Annotated in this window: 12 protein-coding genes; 3 read left to right on the top strand and 9 right to left on the bottom strand. The window is 57.7% G+C overall.

Annotated elements, in window-relative coordinates; genetic code table 11:
• Window positions 1–12: 12 nt before the first annotated feature.
• The 4 genes from PMI27_RS00840 to PMI27_RS0229970 all read right to left on the bottom strand — a co-directional run bounded on the left by PMI27_RS00840 (window position 13) and on the right by PMI27_RS0229970 (window position 12,833).
• A complete protein-coding gene (locus PMI27_RS00840) occupies window positions 13–1,773 on the bottom strand; it encodes a hypothetical protein (protein WP_024164605.1) in 1,761 nt (586 codons plus the stop codon).
• Window positions 1,770–5,873, bottom strand: a complete 4,104-nt coding sequence (locus tag PMI27_RS00845; RefSeq protein WP_008147453.1) for a neuraminidase-like domain-containing protein — start codon at window positions 5,871–5,873, stop codon at window positions 1,770–1,772. Before PMI27_RS00845 ends, PMI27_RS00840 begins: the two co-directional genes overlap by 4 nt.
• A gap of 71 nt (window positions 5,874–5,944) precedes the next feature.
• Window positions 5,945–9,556, bottom strand: coding sequence for a Tc toxin subunit A (locus tag PMI27_RS00850; RefSeq protein ID WP_008147457.1), 3,612 nt, complete (start codon window positions 9,554–9,556; stop codon window positions 5,945–5,947).
• A gap of 139 nt (window positions 9,557–9,695) precedes the next feature.
• On the bottom strand, window positions 9,696–12,833 hold the full coding sequence (locus tag PMI27_RS0229970; protein ID WP_008147460.1) for a hypothetical protein: 3,138 nt from the start codon (window positions 12,831–12,833) through the stop codon (window positions 9,696–9,698).
• Window positions 12,834–13,288: 455 nt separating this feature from the next.
• Here PMI27_RS0229970 and PMI27_RS00855 point away from each other — a divergent pair, with 455 nt between their 5' ends.
• Entirely contained in the window at window positions 13,289–13,660 is a 372-nt protein-coding gene (locus PMI27_RS00855) for a DUF6124 family protein (protein ID WP_008156232.1), read from the top strand.
• A 287-nt stretch (window positions 13,661–13,947) separates the two neighbouring features.
• Here PMI27_RS00855 and PMI27_RS00860 read toward each other — a convergent pair whose 3' ends face one another.
• Window positions 13,948–14,307, bottom strand: coding sequence for a PilZ domain-containing protein (locus PMI27_RS00860; RefSeq protein WP_008156233.1), 360 nt, complete (start codon window positions 14,305–14,307; stop codon window positions 13,948–13,950).
• Window positions 14,308–14,545: 238 nt separating this feature from the next.
• Window positions 14,546–14,932 carry a tetratricopeptide repeat protein gene (locus PMI27_RS00865; RefSeq protein ID WP_008156235.1) on the bottom strand — a complete coding sequence of 129 codons (387 nt, stop codon included), beginning with the start codon at window positions 14,930–14,932 and terminating at the stop codon, window positions 14,546–14,548.
• Between the two features lie 392 nt (window positions 14,933–15,324).
• Between PMI27_RS00865 and PMI27_RS31705 the strand changes: the two genes are divergently transcribed.
• Together PMI27_RS31705 and pyk are read left to right on the top strand one after the other, a co-directional pair.
• The gene (locus PMI27_RS31705) at window positions 15,325–15,612 is read left to right on the top strand and encodes a hypothetical protein (protein ID WP_150113586.1); all 288 of its coding nucleotides are present in this window, start codon (window positions 15,325–15,327) and stop codon (window positions 15,610–15,612) included.
• Between the two features lie 75 nt (window positions 15,613–15,687).
• Entirely contained in the window at window positions 15,688–17,139 is a 1,452-nt protein-coding gene (gene pyk / locus PMI27_RS00875) for a pyruvate kinase (RefSeq protein ID WP_008156240.1), read from the top strand.
• A 191-nt stretch (window positions 17,140–17,330) separates the two neighbouring features.
• Here the strand turns inward: pyk and PMI27_RS00880 are convergent, their stop codons facing one another.
• The 3 genes from PMI27_RS00880 to PMI27_RS00890 are packed head-to-tail and all read right to left on the bottom strand — an operon-like array spanning window position 17,331 to window position 20,142.
• Complete coding sequence (locus PMI27_RS00880) at window positions 17,331–18,080, bottom strand: enoyl-CoA hydratase-related protein (RefSeq protein ID WP_008156241.1); 750 nt, start codon at window positions 18,078–18,080, stop codon at window positions 17,331–17,333.
• Window positions 18,081–18,107: 27 nt separating this feature from the next.
• On the bottom strand, window positions 18,108–19,043 hold the full coding sequence (locus PMI27_RS00885) for an iron-sulfur-binding ferredoxin reductase (protein ID WP_008156243.1): 936 nt from the start codon (window positions 19,041–19,043) through the stop codon (window positions 18,108–18,110).
• On the bottom strand, window positions 19,036–20,142 hold the full coding sequence (locus tag PMI27_RS00890; protein ID WP_008156245.1) for a GGDEF domain-containing protein: 1,107 nt from the start codon (window positions 20,140–20,142) through the stop codon (window positions 19,036–19,038). The genes PMI27_RS00885 and PMI27_RS00890 overlap by 8 nt, the downstream gene beginning before the upstream one ends.
• Window positions 20,143–20,230: the final 88 nt, after the last annotated feature.

Below are 20,230 nucleotides of genomic sequence, written 5' to 3'. Positions count from 1 at the left end.
GGAATGAACGTGTCAGGGGGGGGCATCTTCCCGTACTTTGATATGTGCCACCATCTCGTACGAGTCAGCCTTAGTCGGTTTATCGAAGGCACTGGACCAGCCGTCGATGCCGGTGTAAGTGGTGACGCTGCCTTGGGGCCAGACCCAGTCCACCTGAATATTGAGTACCGGTTTATTTTTGAGCGTCAGTACCTGCACCATGCAATACACACTATCGCCCTCATCCACCGCCGGTGACTTGTTGGCCTCCCGCACTTCGCCAATCTTGAGGTTGTTGTGTGCCAGCGACATTGCATTATCACGCGAGTCGCGCAAAAGCATTGGACTTGAGAGAAACAGACCGAACGGCGCGTCCAGCACATCGCCGCAATCAAGCGTCCATTCAAGCTCGGTGCCCGGGACATCCCTCAGCTCGCCAAAGTCAGGCACCGAAGTAATCTCCAGGTCTTCAGGTCCGTACCCACCCTCGCGCCACCCCACGGCAATTTGAGTGTCCAATAACGGGCTACCCGCTGGAATGATCAAGGTAACCGAGTAGATACTGCCACGGTCGGGATAGCCGGTTTTTTCGCCCCAGACAACGGCTTCGCCCCCCTCAAACCGGACCTGCACCGCCTTCAATGGATCGTCCTTCAGCACACGGACCTCAAGCAACTCCTGCACTGTAAGGTCTTCGTAGTAAGGACTCGATACCGATACTTCAATTGTCTGCAGCCCGTCACCGTCGGGTGTGTAGTCGAAATCCGCTTTCCCTTCGCCATCGGAGGGGGCGATATGCAGAACGTTCTCACCCAGGCGCCAGGTAACATCCACACCCGAAACCGGCTTGCCGGTGTAGTGCGACAACACCTGGACCTCCAGCGGCACCGTCTGGCCATGTTCCAGAACCGGCCAAAAGGTGGCACCTTTGAGTACGTTCAGCTTCAACCGATGGTGCCCCAGCGATACCGCAATCGGATAAGGATCGGCGGTGTACTTACTGTAGATATTCAATTCGAACGGGTAAGGCCCCCCACCTTCCAGCTCAGGACAATCGAGCAACCATGGAAGTTCGACCCGCTGGTTAATCCCCAATTCGGGCGATGCAATCATTGCCTCCTGCGGGTTGTCATCGGCCCATAGTGCAGCGTCGGTGTCCACCCAATGGCTGTCGGAATGGACTTCAAAACTCAATTTATGACGTTGTTCCCGTGTAGCCCCCAGACACAGATACAGCACTTGGCCAGGATCAATCCGCTGAGTGTCATTGACCAACTTCAGCAATTGCAACGGCAGCAGTTCTACATGAAGTTCAATGCGGGTAATTCGTATGTCCGCATTGGGGTCGTTCGACGTTCTCCTCGGACTGATCAGGGTAACGTCAAGGTCGTCGCCCTTATGAAGGTCGAGGTCGAGCGGCAAATAGGCTCCCCCTTCGCGTAATTTGAGCTCCGCGTCGCTGGCCCCTCCCGTGGGAGGCAAGTCGATGCTCAGCTTATCTTTATCCTCAGCACCTTTTTTGCCGATCAGTACTCTGCCCAGCGCTGCCGTGTGCGTGTTTGCGTATAGAAAACCGAGGTGGTAACGCGCGCCCTCTGCGGGTTCGACCTCAACTTTCAGCGTTTGAAAACTCGAAGTCTCGTTCCAGAGTTGAGCATAGTTGATGAGATTCCCCTCCCACTCACCTCCTTTCACCCTGTAATCTCGCCCATTTACCTCCCAGATAGTGTAGGGCTCTTTAAAATCTCCATTGAGCACCAGATTGCTGTTCGTGTTGATTGGTCGCGTATTCATGATGGCTCCACCCCCGGTTCGAGCTTCGGATCGGCCGCGATCACCAACTCCCGGACTCTGTTGGCAAACGCAGCGTCGCCTAATTTGGCTGCGTAACTGATCTTGATTACGATGTCTGTCATCGAGGCCAGCATGGCGGCTTGTTGGGGTCGCTTGTGCCAGGGGAAAGTCAGTTTCCATCGCGACACCGCGCCAGTGTTCTCGAACGGGTTGAGCAAGCCTTCATCGGGCTTGAAGACGGCCATGCCGTTGTCGTCCAGCCCGACAGACAAGGCGACTTGCTGACCGCTGCTCAAGTTGATCAGCACATCCGCAGGCGCCACCCCGTCGCGATGACCGTGCAAGTAATCCAGCGATTCGTACGACGGTTGTGTGGCCGTGAAGCTGCCCACCTGCAACAGCGTGGCCCTGGCATCCTCGTAAGCGGATTTGAGCACCGGCAGCGTGACTTCGACGGAACTGATCTGCCGACAGTAGTGGTCCGGGTAGTCACGATCGAACAGTAACTGACGCAGCTCAAAGTTCAGGACGCCTTCTGCTTTCAACTCATCGAACGCTTCAAGCCAGGATCGGGGACCCGTTTGGCCGCTGGTGGGGTCATCGAACAACTGTTTCAGGGAGATTGTCTTGACCACTTCCTGGCGTCGCTCATAACGCTGCAGATAATCAGACTCCATCCGCAACAGGTCCGCCCGCAATGAGGCGCCGGCCGTCAAACCGTGACGCTGATCGAGCCAGACATCTGGCCGGATGGTGCTTGACGTGAATTCACACGTTTCTGCCTGGAGCGCCCCCTGTGCGCTCAGGCACAACGACACAGCAGCGTCGTAGGCCTGAAAGTGCAAGGTCTTCATTTGGCCGATCAACCAGCGATACAACTCCAGGTTGGTGGCCCGTGTTTTCAGGAAATTGAAGAGGCTCAGCGCCTGAGCATTGGCCTTGAGGGTTTGATCCAGACTGGCCTGGGCCGAATCGATGGCTCGCTCCTGAGCAGTGATTTGAGCATTGATCGCATTTATTTCGGCGCTGGCCTGGTCCCGTGCCAACCCCCATTCCTGCTGGCGACGACGATAGCTTTCGGACGTCGCCATTTTATCGGCGGCATGGCGTACGCCATCTGCTGCAATCTGGAGGCCCAAAGCGACAGCCTCGGGTACACCTCCCAGCCTTTGGCCGCCGTTTGCAAGCCCAAAAACGTTGGGAAGTGCGTCAAAGATGCTCGCTACGCTCCTGAATCCGGTAGAGCCGCTCGCCAGACCGATGGCCACATCGACTAACGTCATTACTTCATACTCGTCTTCGGAGACCCCTCCCTCACACAGCTCTTTGAAATGTAAGTGACGCTCCTCGACCATTGTCCGACTGCTCTGCAATGCGGTCAGACTGGCCTCCAGTTGGGCAAGGGATTCTTCTTGCACCTGGCGGGCAAAATCGCCCAGTTCGGTCAGATGCCGCTGCTGTATTTCCTCCTGCTCGACACGATCCTGTTGCTCGATCAAGCGCAGCACCTCGTTGCCAAACTCCTGTAGCAATTGCACCGAACGCATTGCCACTTCAAATAACACTCGCCAGCGGAACGCCGGCACCCGCAATTGGCCGCCCATCGGTCGTACGGTTCCCGTACCGCCAGCCGCCAGATGGTTCAACAATGCTCTAGGGTCCATAGCAGTGAACAACGGAATCGACAAAGCCTTGCCGTCAATAGTCAGGTTATGTCGCAGGTTATAGATGCGTTTGGCTGGCAGGTCGTAGGACTCGAGCAAACGCGAGCTCACCGGCAATTTGAAGGATGTCGTGCCGTACACGCCGGGATGCACGAATCGGGCAGTCGTGACGGGCAACTGGTCGGGTTCCAGTGACAGTGTTTTTTCAAAGTCAGCCAGTGCCGATCGAGTTTCGAGCTCAGACACCAGATCCTTCAGTGACTGGGGTGACCATTCGTAGCGGGTTCGGCTGTCAGACACTCGGCCCATCAAGTTCAGGGCCCGCACGTATTGCAACTTGGCCGCCACAAGGCTGTCGCGCGTCAGCTGGCGGTACAGCCAGTCGCCCCAGGCAATGATGGTGTTCACATAGTCGAGAAAGATCACGATTTGATAATGCCGGGGCGATGAGTAGGCAATCGCGTCAGGGTCGGTCGGCGCAAAGGCTTCGTACTCGATCGTGCTCTGCCCCACCGCCAACGGCCGGCATCGCCAGTAAGCAGGCTGCCCCTCAGCCGCCTTGGCGGGCGCCTGAGGGTCGAACAGGTAATGCAACCACTGCTGGGCCTCGAGAAAACGATTCTCATCACGCAAGCGACACGCCACCAAGTGCGCCAAATGGAAGAACAGCTCCCAAAAATACCGACCGTTGCTGCTGTCGAACGGGCCGTTCGGTTCAGTCAAACCTGGAATCGTTGGCTCGTTCGGGAACTGGGTCGACCAGTCGAGCACCGCCCCCATTGATATATTGGAACGGAACACCAGGTCGGCGCCGATCAGCGTGTTCAGCCGAACGTACTTGAGCCTGAGTACAGACTCCGGTTGGTTGAAGGCCAGAAACTGCGCGCCTTTATCCTCCGCACCTGCCTGGGGTTTATGAATGCTTGGCAGGGGCCCCTGCGCAGGCAGTGTGTCAGGGAGCTTCAAAACAACGGTTTTCCCCCCAAGAGTGGCACTCGTTAGTGTGCAAGTAATCGTGGCATTGGTAAACGAAGGCCTCTTCAATTCTAGCCAATTCGTCGACCAACCTCCGTTGCTGGAGTGCGTTTCGGTGATTGGAAGTTCGTTTTCTGTCGCGTATTTCACCGTCAGCGTGAAAGGCACCTTGCTCCCCGTTTTGCCAGGTTCCACAAGTGCACAATGCCCCTGAACGCGCAATTTGTACTCGTTACCGAAAGCAACGATGTAAGCCTTGATACCAAGATAATCGGCTAATTTACCTGTGGCGGTGGCACTGGAAAGAGAAGGAAAATCACCTGGCACTATCTTTCGCTGAACGCTGAGAGGCTCGGCAAACAACACATTGACCAGATAATCCATGACAGGCCCTTCGTCCGGCAGTTTGCGCAGCAGCAGATCACGGGTTTCGTAGATCGCAACGGAACCGTCCTGCTTCGTCGTCGCGACTGCCGTACCATTGGTGACATGCACGGCCAGCCGGCCTTCGGGGTATCGGGTGTCCTGTGCATCTCGCAAAACCACCGCCACCAACCGACAGTCCTTTGATACGTCCTTGTCCAACTGAGACAGGTGTAACCGGATGGGGGGTGACCAGCGTCCATTCAACGCAATAAACGCCACTTTGATTTCCAGTTCATGAGGCTTGTGCATAGCCCCGTCCGCAGACCTGTCAATCAGCGCAGTGCGCCATTCGGCCCAGACCATGCACAAACGCCCTTCCCAGAACACCAGTCGGCTGTCCAGTACGCTCTCGTCGGTGGGGATGTCCGCCTGTTGCCACTCTCCCCACGCCGTGGGGTTCACCGCGGGCGAGTTGACGTCAAGCTTTATGGCGGCCTTGCGCCAAAAATAACGATGGGGCGCGATACGTTCCCTGCCAACAAAGTAATAATCACTCGTCAGCGGGTTGGAGCCGTCCATATAACAGGTGAGCACATTCAAATTGCAGGTTTCCTCAAAGGTGCGCAGGTACTCTTGCACCCCTTGCTGCACTGAGTCTGCGGTCAGGCGTGCCTGATTCAGATGACCCTCAAGTTTCCTGAACAACTCGCTTTTGCCAATGCGCACAAAAGGCGTGATGTAATCTTCCGGTGTGCACTTGAGCAATTGGCTCGCCGACCAGGGGCCGTAGCTGCTGGCGATGTCCCACTCTTGCAGATCATCGGGGTCAAATTGGCGGCCGCTGTAGCCCGGTTCGAGCTTTTGATAAACCGCATGGATGTACTGTTGCAGGCAGCTCACGGCTTCCGCCACCCAAGAAGTGTTGACCTGCTCGCTATCCAGAGGGTCTGAGCGTAACCATGCGAACAAGTCATCAGCCGTTTGCAGCCCCATCGGATAGGGAAAGTATTCCTCGGTATGTTTCGCATTCAAACTGAGGTCAATCAATGCATTGCGCCGCAGAGCCGCCAGTTCACCGAACGATTGCTTGGCCATCACCATCTCCTTTCAGTGTTAAGTTTTCACGGTTCGCCATGGCTAGCAGCAAGCCAGTGAACTCATTCGGGTTAAGGAAGCTCTTGAACAAATTTAATGGGCCAGAAATAGAGGGAAGCGTTTCCCACCTTGGCCTCGACCTTCACTTCAGCTTCTTCGTCACTGGTGAATGTCAGTTCAGCGACACCCTGGCTGTTGGTCAAAATTTCGATGGGTACTTGAGCAATGGGATCAACTTTCCAGCCCACCCGCTCACCCACAAAACGGTTCTTATACTGGTCCATCACCGTTGCTCTATAGGTAACCCGTGTTCCGAGCAGCACAGGGCCGGGAGGCTCCGGAAAAGGGTTGTCCGTATCAAGATCCAGCGAACTCCGTTCCGGACCGATCACGACGTTCGGCGCAACGCGTTTTTTGGCCTGGCCCAGACCCAGTTCCAGTTCCAGCTCCAACGATGGAACAGCCGTGCCCATCTGCGGGCCGGGGTAAAATTTCACCGTCGCGACTCCCAGGTTGTCGGTGGTAACCATCGGCGACTCAAATCGACCCAGCCCGGAGCGCCAATGCACATTGACGGATTTCTGCTTCGCGCCCGCACGGTTCTGTACCGTCACGGTGTACGTGGCGAAATCTGTAGGATGGTTCGCCACCAACTGTGGTTTGGAAACGACGCACTCGACTTGCACATCCAGGTCTATCGCTTCGACGTCATCGGCCAGGGTCGGGTCGGCGCTTTCGGACAAACTGGCACTGACTCGATCCGCAACGCTTTCGTAAACTTCGAAAGCGCTATCCGGGTTCAGCCCGGCCACGTCCAGGATGGTTTCGGCGTCCAGACCACTTCGCCGCGCGAACGCTCGAATACGGGTCAGCACGTCAAGCTGCGCCAATGTGCGGATAAAACCTTCGGTTGGATTCACGTGGTTCGCGCAGGCGCGCACTTCCTGGACACTCCAGGCCAAAAGCTCCGCCAGCATTTTCGCCGCCCGTTCCTGAACCAGCACTTTCCCGTCGCCATCAAGGTTGTCGGGCAAAGCGTTGACGCGCGTCAGGTAATCGAGCAGTTTTTCCTCCGACTGGCCGGTCAACGTGACCGCCTTGACCGCACGCTTGTAGACCGTGAGGTAATAAAGGGTCGAGAGGGAGAATTCCTGCACAGCCTGCAACCCGAACCATCGCTGGTAACCCACCTGTGTGAAATGCATGAGGAAACCCGCACTCAGCTCCAGCGTCGTGGCCACGTTACTGCGTCGCGCAAACTCGGCCAGCATACTCAGGAACGGATCGCCCGGTACCTCGGCGGCCTGCCGGCGGGTGGTGCTGTCTGCGGCGACCGGCAAACGTGTAAGCACCTCGGTCAATACGCCGTACACCGTTGACCCGGACCATGTCAGCACCGGCAGGACCCGTTCCGAGGCAAGCTCGGCATGCGCGCCCAGGCTTCCTTGCACGACATTGCGCTGGCCGGCCTCGCTGCGCAGGATCACCGCGAGGATTTTCTCGACGATGATCAGTCGCGCGTCGTCGTCGATACCGCCAATAGCGGCTGACACGGCTCGATCGATCATTTCCCGGGCATAGGACTCATACGATTGTTCCGGCGTTTCGGCGAAGTGAACGATCAGCCCGTGCTTATCCACCAGCGCCCGCAACACGTCCAGCCATTGGCGATTATTCGACAGGGTCGGTACACCCACCATGATCAGTGCTTGCTCGGTAAACAACACGGGCAGGAGCTGGACTTGCAATTGGGTAAACAGGTTGAGTTGCGCGTCTGTCGGTAGTGCTGACGCCATGATCGGCGTCACCTGCTCGATGACCCAGTGCACCGGCAACTCGGCGTCGCGACACCAACGAACACAGTCCATGAGGCCGTGAATCACGGTGAGTGCATCCGGTGTTGCTACACTTCGATTAGTGTTAGTCCGGGGGGCGCCGGCCAGCGAAGCGACCCAGGTTTCGCCGCCGAGAATGCCAAGCAGCAGGACGCCCTGAATGGGCGTAATCCCCAGCAGGCGCGGTAACCGGGCCATTCGATAGAAACTGGAAACTATCGGCAAACTGCGCGCAAGCTTTGAGACTTCATGGGCACCGGCCACAAAATACGCGAGGTAGAAATAGGTCTCCAGGTCGATGCCCAGCCCCCTCCTTAACTGCTTGACCGTGAGCCAGTCTGCATCAGATACCGGGATGATCGGAAACTCGACATCGTCGATTTTGAAAGGCTTCGGGAAACCCGCGTGCTCGTTGAAAATGCGATCGAACTGAGCCTTTTCAGTGCCCCGACCGAAAATCGAGATGACCCCGAAGAACGCCGCAAAATCCTCGGCTGTACAGGCAAACTGCTCGCGCAACTCCTGGAACAGACCCAGTGCCCGAATGGTGTTGGCCGTCATCTCGTACGTTGGGGCAGCAACGGATCTCTCTTCAGCGTTCATGGCTGCGACGATCACGGCATCGACTTCGTGGCTGGGTAATTCCAGCCAGGTATCCAGACGCAGTTTTCGGTTCATGCGGTCAAAACGGTCGAGAGTTACGTTCTCGAAGAAATTGAAAATATCCGGCTGACCCTGTTCTCCATACTTAATGGATATAGGGGGATTGATTCCCTTATGAATGAAGACCGATCCGGCATGCACCCCCGATACAGGCAGTATGAATGTGTCCATGAAACCGGGGCCTGACACGTTCTCAGACAAACCGGTAGAAAATCCCTCAATCGACAACAACGCTTCCAGGCGCTCATAGTCCAGCTTCGTTCGCTCGTTGAACACACTCACGTGCCTGAGGTTGCCTGCCAACAACTGCGATAGCCCAAAGTAGCGCGGATAAAATCTCTCGATCCCGTCCTCGCCCTCGTGTATCGCCTCGGTCAGTATTACCTGCTGCGCAGGGCTAAGCCTCGCGGCCTGGGTGAATGCCTTGTCGTACCCGGTACCCCAAGGTATCGGGCGAATGAAATACGGAAACGACGGATCACACAGGCGCACGACACTGCCGACCGACTCGGCACATCGCCGCGTTACATAATCGAGCGTTTCCCAAGGGGTGTGAAACGGCAAGGTATTGGGGAAAAAGCGTTCGCTCAAGTCCTTGTCGATGTTTTGCGTCGCACCGCTCTTGCTCTCGATGAAAGCTTCCATTACGCGAGTAATGACCTCCACCGAAGACACCGTGCCATTGACCGCTATGGTGTCAACCCACAGCGCCTCCAGGTCAGGGCGCCGCTCTGTCAGGGGTAACGCCGTACCATCCACGGCCCCCAGCCGATGCAGCGCCCAATGCATCAGACAAACCAGATAAGCCGCGGGCGAATGAATCGCTTCAATAGCACTGGGTGGGCACATTTCGTGGAATTTGGGATTGAACAACAGCGAATAATTCGGACCACTGTTGAGCCCTGCAGACGGTTGCACCGGTGCTTCTTCATCGGCCAGCCGGTACTCGATAAACCGGCGTACAACCTGCGTCGCCAGACCGTTGATTCGCTCTTGAAAAGCGCGAGCCTGCTGAACGCTCATCCCGTACTCGGACACCAGTCCACCCACGCCCTTTTGCGCCAGAACGCACACCGAACCCTCTTTCTCCAGATACTCACCGAGTACTGAAAATTGTTGGCGCAAAGGCCCGTCGAAGAGTTGTTCGTACATCTGTCGAGCGATTTGAATGGGGGAGTGGGTCATGCTGTTACTCCTGTGTCCTGGGCATCATCGACATGAAACGAATGACGGGCCTGTCATTCCCTATGGCTTTATTAGGTGGCATGACTGGCGTAGCGTCTACTGTCACAAATGACAGTAGACGCTACCGTTTGTCGGGGAATTAGAGGTTCAGATCGGCGTCGCCGTCCTGAGCGGGCATGATTTCAAATCGAGAGCTGTCAGCTGTGGCGGATACCCGTCCCCCACCCTGTTCCACGCTTTGCACCGCACATACCCAGTGCTCGCTCTGGGGTAACTCGTTCGGCGGTATCGCTTCCCAGTCTTGGCCGACAGCAGGGGATGTGATCAGGTTTATGTCCGGGTTGGACCAGGCCTGCAGCCGAATCTCTGCCCCCGGCCTTGCCGTGCCGGCAAACGTCGGCTGGGATTTGACCCATCGGCCGCGAAGCGGCGCGGTAAACTGCGGTGGCCGGGTCCGTAGTTCAACCGGTCGCGGCGCGGTCCATCCAGAGAGATAGTCCCCGAAGCGTTGTTGAACCACGAGCGAGGGATGACCGGCCGGCCGGTCAAGCAACAGCCAGAGCGACCAGGTGCCGTTTTCCAGGACCTCCGTGGTACCGAGGTTCACTTCGAGGGCGTCAGCGAAGGCAACGCTGACCTTATCGCCCCAGTAGCCAAAACCGGAAATCGCCACACGTGACTCGATGGCTTCACCGCTGGCCGGTGTTTCGATCACCGGCTGAGCAGGCACGACGCCGAGAACATGATCCAGCGTGAATTCAGACGCCTGCTCCTTGAAGAACTGTTTGAACCGCAAAGTTTCGGTCCCCAACGGCAAGGTCGCGTCGTAGTACCAAGTGCCGTCGTACTTCACTGAAATCCGGGCCCAAGGCTCCGTATCCTCCTCCCGCCACACCCACACCTGCGCCACGTCCGAACCCGACGCGCGGCTGCCATGACCTTCGATTCGGAACGTGCGGGCAACCGTATCTACCGGTTTCGGCGTGTCGACCGTGGGCGGCAACAACACCACTTCAAAGCTGATTCGCTCACTGTTGGCAGAAAGCAGTGCGCCGAACGACTGTACGGCGTAAATCTGATAGTCGCGAAACTCGAGTTCCGGAAGCTGCACCGACCAAGCCTCTCCAATCACCATCGCCTTGCCCAGTACCCGGTCGGTCCTGTAATTGTAAATCGTCATCTCGGCACCGACATATCCGCCACTGCCTGCAATGCTCGGCTCATAGCCTACCGGCGGTGTCAGTGGAGTGACGACAGGCTTTGGAACAGCCACGGTGAAGGGTTTGGTCACCTCGTTGGAGGTCTGTCCCCCGAAGGTTTGGGTCGCCTTGACGGTGTAGGAACCTGGTTTGAAAAGCGCCGGGCGGCGGAAGATCCATTTACCGTCTTTGTCGCTGTCGGATACGGAATGGGGCATTGTGTTGGCATCACTGAAGATGAGCGTGACCACTGCGCCCTTCCAGCAAGTGCCGGTGATGTCCGGCGATAGGCCGTTTTCGACGATGGTGTCGATCGAGGGCAACGGGGCCTTGATGACCACTTGCGCAGACGCCGTCCATTCCGACGAGAGTTGTGGTTTTCCGGTGGGCGTGAACAGCTGCCGCGCCTCAACAAAATAGGTGCCCGGGTCCCACCGCTCAATCGCATCGTTGCTCCAACTACCATTGCTTTTCACTTCGACGATCGGCATCGAAGGAAGTATGGGGTTCGAGAAACTGGTGATCCGCAGTTCGACTTTGGCCGGCGCGTGGCCAGCCCAACGGGTACCGGAGCCGGAAAACTTCGGTTTCTGGTCGGTACCGACTTGAGGTGTGAGCGTGGGAGGTGGGACCTTTACAACAAAGTCGACAGCCCTCTGCGTCCACTCGGAATAGATTTTCTGGTTCGCGATCCCCGAGACCCACTGACGGGCCTTAATGCTGTAGCTACCCGGTAACCAGTCAGGGTAGGTTTTGGTCCAGGGCGTTTCGGTGACCCTGAACGTGTGCAAATAGTTCGAATCATTTACATAAAAAATTTCCAGTTCCGCACCGACATAACCTGCGCCTTTGATGGTGACGGTGCCAAGGTCGTCAGCCTTGACTTCCTGCAGTACGGCCCTGGGTGGGCGGATATTGAAGTCGCGCCGCGTGCGCCCGGAATGGTCACCGCTGCCAATGTACTGCTTCGCCGCCAGGAGAGCAGGTCCCGGTGGTACGGGCTTAGTGAGAGTGACGTCCCAGCTTCCACCAGGTTTCACTAAACCGGTGTCAAGAACGATGTTCTCGAAATCCTTAAGAATCGCGACCGTGGCACCTGCCGCACCGCCCGTTCCTGAAATCGTAAACGTTTGATCCTGTACCGAGTTTTCCCCTGGTGCGGTAATAACCGGGGCATTGGGGGCCGGATGCCGCACGGTGACGGGTACCGGGTCTGACCAGCCAACAAGCTGCGTGCCGATCTTTGTTTCAGCATGAAAAACAAACGGACCCTCAGGCAGGTCTTTGGTCAGCCTTACTTTCCAAATACCACTGGCGACCGTAGTGCTGCCATAGGCCCCGCCGACGCCGCCCTGCCGATATACCGTGACGGTTGTACCGTTAGAGCCCGTTCCTGAGACTTCCGGTCTGCGCTCGCGTACTACGTCGTTCGTTCTCGGCTGAGTGATAGTGGCTGGATAGACCACCGTAAATGTCACAGGATCAGAGTGAACGGCTGAATAACCGGCAACAGATTGTTCAACCACAATCGAGTTACTGCCGCCAGGTAAATCCTGATTGATCGTAACGCTCCAATTTTTTGTGCTGGGTATCGTAATTGTAGTGCTCAATACCGTGCCAGGACTGTCTGCCTTTACCACCCTGAGCGAAGTACCTCCATGCCCACTCCCACTAACTACCGGACGTTTAGTAAAGATATTTTGTCCAGTACTTGGAGACTGGATAACCGGTTTGGTCATTACATAGAAGTTTCCCGTGTTATACCAATTAGACTGGCCGGTTCCAGGAGGCCATACCGACGTGTCCATCCAGCTATAACGCAAATGTAAGTAATTCCGTCCCAGCGGCAAACTTGCGACAGAGAAGCCAAATACACGGCTGGGACCGACTCCACCCCTGAAGGGCTGATAATCAGGGTAGAAAGCGGCCTCGAACGTAGCGGTGACGCTGCCCACCGATGCAAAATCCGCGAGACCCTCAACTTTCAAAGGAAGAACATATCCTTTTCCCTGAAGGGGACTAATCATATAGGGTGTCGGCATTTTGGGTTCGGTTGATGCCTCAAGATCGTCGCTCATGACTCCCGCCTCCTTTTTTTGATGAGCTAATATCACTGCTTATTCCGAAGCCTGACACCTGTAAAAACTGACAGTCCCGACAAACGGTAACCCCCCCCCCCCCCATCACTTCCCCCTGTGTCCTCAAGACTTCAGTCCGCGGCTACAGCACCTTGCGCCTTTGCCTACACATCCGCCAGAATCCGCCGGCTTGTGCGCCTTGGTATTGCCCCGTAACTTGATCCACATCGCTGCCAATCAGCGATCGGGTTTAGTCGCCCGGTAGGTAACATGAAGGTGCATAAGCGTCATTCAGTCGGGTATTCCCTATCCCCGCACTCAATGGTGGCTGTGCGCAGGGCGCCCTCGGGCGCGCCGGTTTTTTCATGTTCCTCCCGGTCGACTAACCTGCGTACAGCCGCCACCCCTCGTTTAGTCGCGAGACGGTGGCAGCTCCACTAAAAGGAACAATGATCATGTTCAAGGCAACACCCAATCCCCCCGAAACCGACCCGGTTTCCCCCTACGCCACCCTCGATTCAAGAAAGCTCCACGCCGCCGCCGACAAGGCGCTGGACCATTACCTCAAACCCGACACCAACCACCTCCGCTCTTCCCAGGACCGTGCCATGAAAATGTTCACCGTTGTCCCCGATGCCAATCCTGAAGCCTTGACCATCGAAACCTTCGAGACCTTTTCGTCGGTCAGCATTCTGCTGCTAGACCTGGCCGAAAGCCTGGACGACAAGCCGCGACATCTGGCGATGGCGATTTATCAGTTGAGTGAGTTGGGGTTGATGCTGGTGGAGCGGTCGCTGGCGAACGAGATGGCGATCAAGACGACGTAATAGCGACTGTAGGAGCACGGCTTGCCGGTGATGGCGCACTCAGGATCGCCATCGCCAGCAAGCTGTGTTCCTACACGTCAGGCAACGGCTGAAAACTGATGTTAATAGCGACTGTAGGAGCACGGCTTGCCGGCGATGGTGCACTCAGGATCGCCATCGCCAGCAAGCTGTGCTCCTACACTTCAGGCAACGGCTGAAAACTGATGTTAATAGCGACTGTAGGAGCACGGCTTGCCGGCGATGGCGGACTCAAGATCGCCATCGCCAGCAAGCTGTGCTCCTACACTTCAGGCAGAGGCAGGCAACGGCTGAAAACTGAAGTATTGCTTCAAGGCGCTGACCAGTTGCCCATACTCCGGCGGTGCCCGTTGCAGGCTGAACCCGGCGTCGTAATGGTGAGGGGTCGTGTCTTCATGGCACCACAAACAACACCCCTGAAGATCAATGACCTGCAGGCAGCCATCGCTGGCGGGGATTTTCAGGCGCAAATCGAAATCGGCGCCGATCATCATCGGCAACTGGCTGATCAGCATCAGCCCGTCTTCGGACACGTTGCCCAGAAAGCCGATGGGTTTGTCGGTGACGCTGTTGAACACTCTTAGAAAATACGGCAGTTGATGCCGCTCGATCCGGCGGTCAGTGAACATACGCAATTGGCCCAGCAAGGCCCTTAAGCAGGGTCGCACTAATGCTTCGGAACGGGCCTGCCTTTAATAAAGGCTGGAGGCGCGCTCTCCCCGATCCCGGTGCGACAGTCCATAAAGCCGCTGTCGCTTACGCCTGCCGATCACAGGTGTTGCGTCGATTGGAGGCAAGGCTCTCAACCGATCTATTCGACTATAGCTCACCACCGCCGGTGAGCCAGCCTTTGCACGACCAGGACAATCAGAACCGGGTCGGGCGCACGACCGCAGCCGCACTGCGCAGCGGATAGTGGCCCAGCGACTGCAAGGTTTCCAGGCGGGCGCGGGCGCGGTAGGCGTATTCACTTTGCGGGTACGCGGCGATGATGAACTGGTAGGTTTGCGCCGCATCGACAAACAGTTTCTGCCGTTCCAGGCACAACCCGCGCATCATCGATGCTTCCGGCCACACGTAAGGCCGAGCTCGGCTGGCGCGTTCGACTTTGGACAATTCGAGCATGACCTGCTCGCAGTTGCCGCGGTCATAGGCGCTGTAGGCGTTATTCAAATGATGGTTCATCGACCAACGGGTGCAGCCCGTGACGCTGAGGGCACTGATGGCAAGGGCGGCAATGAGCACGAATCGCATGGGGGTTCTCCTGTCTTGAGCTCTGTATCGACCCGTTGACGAAAATCTTCAATGATCGGGTGCAGGAATGAGCGTGTAGCAGCATAAGACAAGAGGTAACGAATCACCCGCTTCTGAGTATTGGCGCAAGGTGGCACTCAACGTCATGACCGAGCGAAAAAAACCACTGAGCCACCAAGGCTCAGTGGGCTTGCAAATGAGCGAAGACGTTCCGGTCATTGGACTGTGAAGGTTAGTTCCGGCGAATCATGCGAACGCTCCTGGTTAAGCATCTGGAATGACCGAACCTTATTCGGACCATTAGGCAGGGGATCAGAAGGACCACTTGCCCAAGTACCGTCCGACGCTACGGGGACACGCAATACCGGACTGTTGTCGAATACCGATACAACATGAACGATGGCACCTGGAACGCCGGTCCCCCTGAATCTGAATTGGTTATCTACTCTGTCGCGCTCTTTCGGTTCAACGATTACCGGCGCCGCCAGTTCCTGAGTGTTTATAGTCATGTTGTCATCTCCCTGACTCGTCACCATTTGACGAAGCTCCAGCGCATTCAATCCCGCCCTCAAGCGCCTGCCTACCTGATAGAACTAACAGTGCCGACAAACGGTAGGTCTATTGAAATCCGCGCGGCTGAAAACTTTCGGGATTGTTCGTTTCAAGAAACAAACGAATAAGTAGTGCACATGAACAATGACTACAACCGGAGACCATAGTAGCCTCACTCAGCGCTTGAACTCAGGAGTCTATGCATGTCCGTCCGTCGCACCAAAATCGTCGCTACCCTTGGCCCGGCCAGTAACTCGCCGGAAGTTCTCGAACAGCTGATTCTGGCTGGCCTGGACGTCGCCCGCCTGAACTTCTCCCACGGCACCCCCGACGAGCACAAGGCTCGCGCGAAGCTGGTGCGTGACCTCGCGGCCAAGCACGGCCGCTTCGTCGCCCTGCTGGGTGACCTGCAAGGCCCGAAAATCCGTATCGCCAAATTCGCCAACAAGAAGATCGAGCTGAAGATCGGTGATCACTTCACCTTCTCCACCAGCCATCCTCTGACCGAAGGCACCCAGACCGTCGTCGGCATCGACTACCCGGACCTGGTTAAAGACTGCGGCGTAGGCGACGAGCTGCTGCTCGACGACGGCCGCGTGGTGATGCGCGTTGATACCGCCAATGCCACCGAACTGAATTGCACCGTGCTGATCGGCGGTCCGCTGTCCGACCATAAAGGCATCAACCGTCGCGGTGGCGGCCTGACCGCTCCGGCCCTGACTGAAAAAGACAAGGCCGACATCAAGCTCGCTGCCGAGATGCAAGTCGATTACCTCGCCGTGTCCTTCCCGCGTGACGCCGCCGACATGGAATACGCCCGTCAACTGCGCGACGAAGCCGGCGGTACTGCCTGGCTGGTGGCGAAGATCGAACGCGCCGAAGCCGTGGCTGACGACGAAACCCTCGACGCGCTGATCAAGGCTTCCGACGCCGTCATGGTGGCTCGTGGTGACCTGGGTGTGGAAATCGGCGACGCCGAGCTGGTGGGCATTCAGAAGAAAATCATTCTGCACGCACGCCGCCACAACAAGGCTGTGATCGTGGCGACCCAGATGATGGAGTCGATGATCCAGAACCCGATGCCGACCCGCGCCGAAGTGTCCGACGTAGCCAACGCCGTACTCGACTACACCGACGCCGTGATGCTCTCGGCTGAAAGTGCTGCCGGCCTGTACCCGCTGGAAGCGGTGCAAGCCATGGCGCGCATCTGCATCGGCGCTGAAAAGCACCCGACCAGCAAGACCTCCAGCCACCGCATCGGCAAGGTCTTCGAAAGCTGCGACCAGAGCATCGCCTTGGCGGCCATGTACACCGCCAACCACTTCCCGGGCGTGAAGGCGATCATCGCCCTGACCGAAAGTGGCTACACGCCGTTGATCATGTCGCGCATCCGTTCCTCGATTCCGATCTATGCGTTCTCCCCGCACCGCGAAACCCAGGCCCGCGCGGCCATGTTCCGTGGCGTCTACACCGTACCGTTCGACCCGGCATCACTGCCACCTGAGCAAGTCAGCCAGGCCGCGATCGATGAGTTGCTAAAACTCGGTGTTGTGGAGAAAGGCGACTGGGTCATCTTGACCAAGGGCGACAGCTACCACACCATCGGCGGCACCAACGGGATGAAAATCCTGCACGTTGGCGACAAGATGGTCTGAATGACCGGTTGCTGAAAAACAAAAGCCCCGCCCTGTGAATGGCGGGGCTTTTTGCTTTCTGATCCGGAAGATGTGTTGTCTGGCCGGGCCCCATCGCGAGCAGGCTCGCTCCCACATTGGTTTTGTGCACGCCACAGATCCAATGTGGGAGCGAGCCTGCTCGCGATGAGGCCCGCCCAGGCACGGCAGAATCAATGCCGTTTAATGAACCCGGTCAACGCCGCAATCGCTTCCGGCGAGCGCAGCCGTTGGGTGAACTGTGCGCTCTCTTCTTCTATGGCCATGCGCAGTTGTTCGCGGTCCGCAGCTTTCATCAATTGCTTGCTGATGCGCACCGCTTCCGGTGGCAGCGACTCGAAACGCAACGCCATCTCCCGCGCCTTGGCCAACGCCGCTTCGCCACTGTCCAAGGCTTCGGTGGCAATGCCCCACTGCGCGGCTTGTTCACCGCTGAAGCCTTCGCCCAGCAGTAACAATTGCGCCGCTTTGGCCTGCCCGAGCAGTCGTGGCAGGATCAGGCTGGAACCAAACTCCGGGCATAATCCGAGATTAACGAACGGCATGCGAAGGCGCGCATCGCGGCTGACATACACCAGATCGCAATGCAGCAGCATCGTCGTGCCAATGCCCACGGCTGCACCGGCCACAGCGGCGATCACCGGTTTGCGGCATTCGAGCAGGGTGAGCATGAACTGAAACACCGGGCTGTCGAGGTTGCTCGGCGGTTGCTGGATGAAGTCGGCGATGTCGTTGCCAGCGGTGAAGCACTCGGTAGAACCGGTGATCAGCACGGCGTTGATTTCAGGGTCGGAATCCGCCAGTTTCAGCGCTTCGGCCAAGTGGCTGTACATGGCGCGGGTCAGGGCGTTTTTCTTGTCGGGGCGGTTGAGGCGCAGGGTCAGCAGGCCGCACTCACGTTCAAACTGGATGGCATCGCTCATGGTCGGTCTCGCATCGAAAATCAGCGCTCAACCGCGCAGAACAAAGACGTCCGCCAGCAGTTGATTGCGCGGCAATCCCGCCAGGTACAAGCGCCGGGCAAAGGCGTCGACGCTGTCAGGGGCCCCGCAGAGTAAGGCCAGGGTTTGCCGTGAAACAAGCCGCAGTTGCGCCAAAGCCTCTGGCAACTCGGCCGTTGTCCACAGCTCAATACTCAGGTTAGGGCGGCTGGCGGCCATGGCCTGCAGGGGTTTGGCCAGGTAATGCGCCTCGGCATCATGGGCCAGGTGAATGACGCGAATGGCACCTTGGTGATCTTGCCGTAGCGCTTCACGCAAGATCCCGAACAACGGACCCAAACCCGTGCCGGCGGCCATCAGCCAAAGCGGTCGGGTGTTCCAGTCCGGGTCGTAATGCAACGCTCCGCCGCGCAGTTCGCCGAGGCGGATCGAATCACCGATTTTCAGCTGACGGGCTGCGTCGCTGAATTCACCCGGCTGGCGACAATCGAGGTGGAACTCCAGAAAGCGGTCTTCTTCTGGCAGGCTGGCCAATGAATACGGCCGCGCCACGTTGCCCGCCCACAACACCAGATGCTGCCCGGCGCTGTAGCGCAACGGACGCTCGGGGATCAGGCGCAAACGCAACACGCTGGCACTCAGCCAATCGACAGCCGCCACCTCGGCCGGGCGGCCATCCTGCTGAGGATCGAAGGTGTGCACCTGCAAGTCTTCGACCACCTGACACTGACACGCCAAGCGCCAGCCTTGCTGTCGTTGATCTGCGCTCAGGGCATCGGGGCGGCTGTCGCTCGGCAGCCCTTGGACACATTGCACCAGACAGGCATGGCAACTGCCGGCGCGACAGCTGTAGGGCACAGACACGCCGTTCTGATTCAACGCATCGAGCAGGTTGCTGCCCGCCGCCACCGACCATTGGCGTTCGCCGACCCGTAACTCAGGCATCGACGTTCTCCCACGCGGCCGCGCAACGATTGCGGCCGTCACGCTTGGCGCGATAAAGCGCCTGATCGGCGCGCTGCAAGGCTTCATCGAGATCGTCGCCCAGTTCGAGCAACGTCATGCCCGCCGACAAGCTGAGATGGGCGACGTCGAGTCCGATCAGTTGTACATCGGTGAACGCAATGCGCAGCCGCTCGCAGCAGGAGGTCAAGCGCTCGGGGTTGCAATCGGGCAACAGCACGACGAATTCTTCGCCACCGTAACGGGCCAGAACATCGCCATCGCGCAAGCAGGCGGTGGCCACGGCGGCAAAGGCTTGCAGCACCTGATCACCGGCGGCATGGCCGTGTACATCGTTGATGCGTTTGAAATGGTCGAGGTCGATCAGCGCCAGGCCATGCATGACATCGACGTCCATGGCCTTCAGCTCACGGGAGGCCAGACGCAGGAAATGCCGGCGATTGAACAGCCCGGTCAGTTCGTCGGTGGCCACCAGGTCTTCGAGCTGACGCATCATCCCGCGCAGGGTGTCCTGATGCGCCTGCAAGGCAAATCGGCGCTGACGCATGCGTTGACGGGAGGCCTGGACGTGACGGGCATAAAGTTCCAGCCAGACCAACACGATGAGCAGCACACACACCTGCAACGCGGCCAGTGCCGGGTCGGGTAACTGGAAGTGGTAACCCTCCCACAGCGTGATAGCGCTGAAACTGACGAACACCAACAGCGCGCACCGCAAGAAGGCAAAGCGCGAAAGGTGAAACAAGCCGAACAGCAGAATCAGCACGTAGAACACCAGGAACGCGCCGCGTGCTTCGTCCAGATGGGCGATCAGCCAGGTTTGCCAACCCAACCCCAGCAACACTTGTACTTCAGTCAGGCTGGGGTCGGAAAAACGCAGGTTGCAGCCGCTGTAAAACACCGCGAACAACGCGGCCTGGCTGATGACCACCAACGCACTGCCGATGGCCACGTTGGACAGGGATTCATCGTAATGACCGGTGAAAAACGCCAGCCACAACAGTAACAAAGCCAGAGCGTAGGTGCCGGCTGCGAGGGCGAAGCGTTTGAGCAACAAGCGCTGGATGGCGTTATGGGTCAATCGTTGACTCACCGTGCGAAGGGAGGCTGCTTGAGTGTCCTACTCTACAGACCGAATGCCACTTTAGTAGCGCGCCTGATAAATGACC

Origin of the sequence: Pseudomonas sp. GM41(2012), assembly GCF_000282315.2 — a bacterium.
Taxonomy (GTDB): Bacteria; Pseudomonadota; Gammaproteobacteria; order Pseudomonadales; family Pseudomonadaceae; genus Aquipseudomonas.
Note: the sequence above shows the minus strand (reverse complement) of the source record. Positions and strands in the feature narration are given on the sequence as shown.

What these genes read in the sequence shown, in the direction of transcription:
- PMI27_RS00840 (WP_024164605.1), bottom strand. Translation starts at nt 1,773, where the DNA reads ATGAATACGCGACCAATCAACACGAACAGCAATCTGGTGCTCAATGGA.
- PMI27_RS00845 (WP_008147453.1), bottom strand. Translation starts at nt 5,873, where the DNA reads ATGGCCAAGCAATCGTTCGGTGAACTGGCGGCTCTGCGGCGCAATGCA.
- PMI27_RS00850 (WP_008147457.1), bottom strand. Translation starts at nt 9,556, where the DNA reads ATGACCCACTCCCCCATTCAAATCGCTCGACAGATGTACGAACAACTC.
- PMI27_RS0229970 (WP_008147460.1), bottom strand. Translation starts at nt 12,833, where the DNA reads ATGAGCGACGATCTTGAGGCATCAACCGAACCCAAAATGCCGACACCC.
- PMI27_RS00855 (WP_008156232.1), top strand. Translation starts at nt 13,289, where the DNA reads ATGTTCAAGGCAACACCCAATCCCCCCGAAACCGACCCGGTTTCCCCC.
- PMI27_RS00860 (WP_008156233.1), bottom strand. Translation starts at nt 14,307, where the DNA reads ATGTTCACTGACCGCCGGATCGAGCGGCATCAACTGCCGTATTTTCTA.
- PMI27_RS00865 (WP_008156235.1), bottom strand. Translation starts at nt 14,932, where the DNA reads ATGCGATTCGTGCTCATTGCCGCCCTTGCCATCAGTGCCCTCAGCGTC.
- PMI27_RS31705 (WP_150113586.1), top strand. Translation starts at nt 15,325, where the DNA reads ATGAACGATGGCACCTGGAACGCCGGTCCCCCTGAATCTGAATTGGTT.
- pyk (WP_008156240.1), top strand. Translation starts at nt 15,688, where the DNA reads ATGTCCGTCCGTCGCACCAAAATCGTCGCTACCCTTGGCCCGGCCAGT.
- PMI27_RS00880 (WP_008156241.1), bottom strand. Translation starts at nt 18,080, where the DNA reads ATGAGCGATGCCATCCAGTTTGAACGTGAGTGCGGCCTGCTGACCCTG.
- PMI27_RS00885 (WP_008156243.1), bottom strand. Translation starts at nt 19,043, where the DNA reads ATGCCTGAGTTACGGGTCGGCGAACGCCAATGGTCGGTGGCGGCGGGC.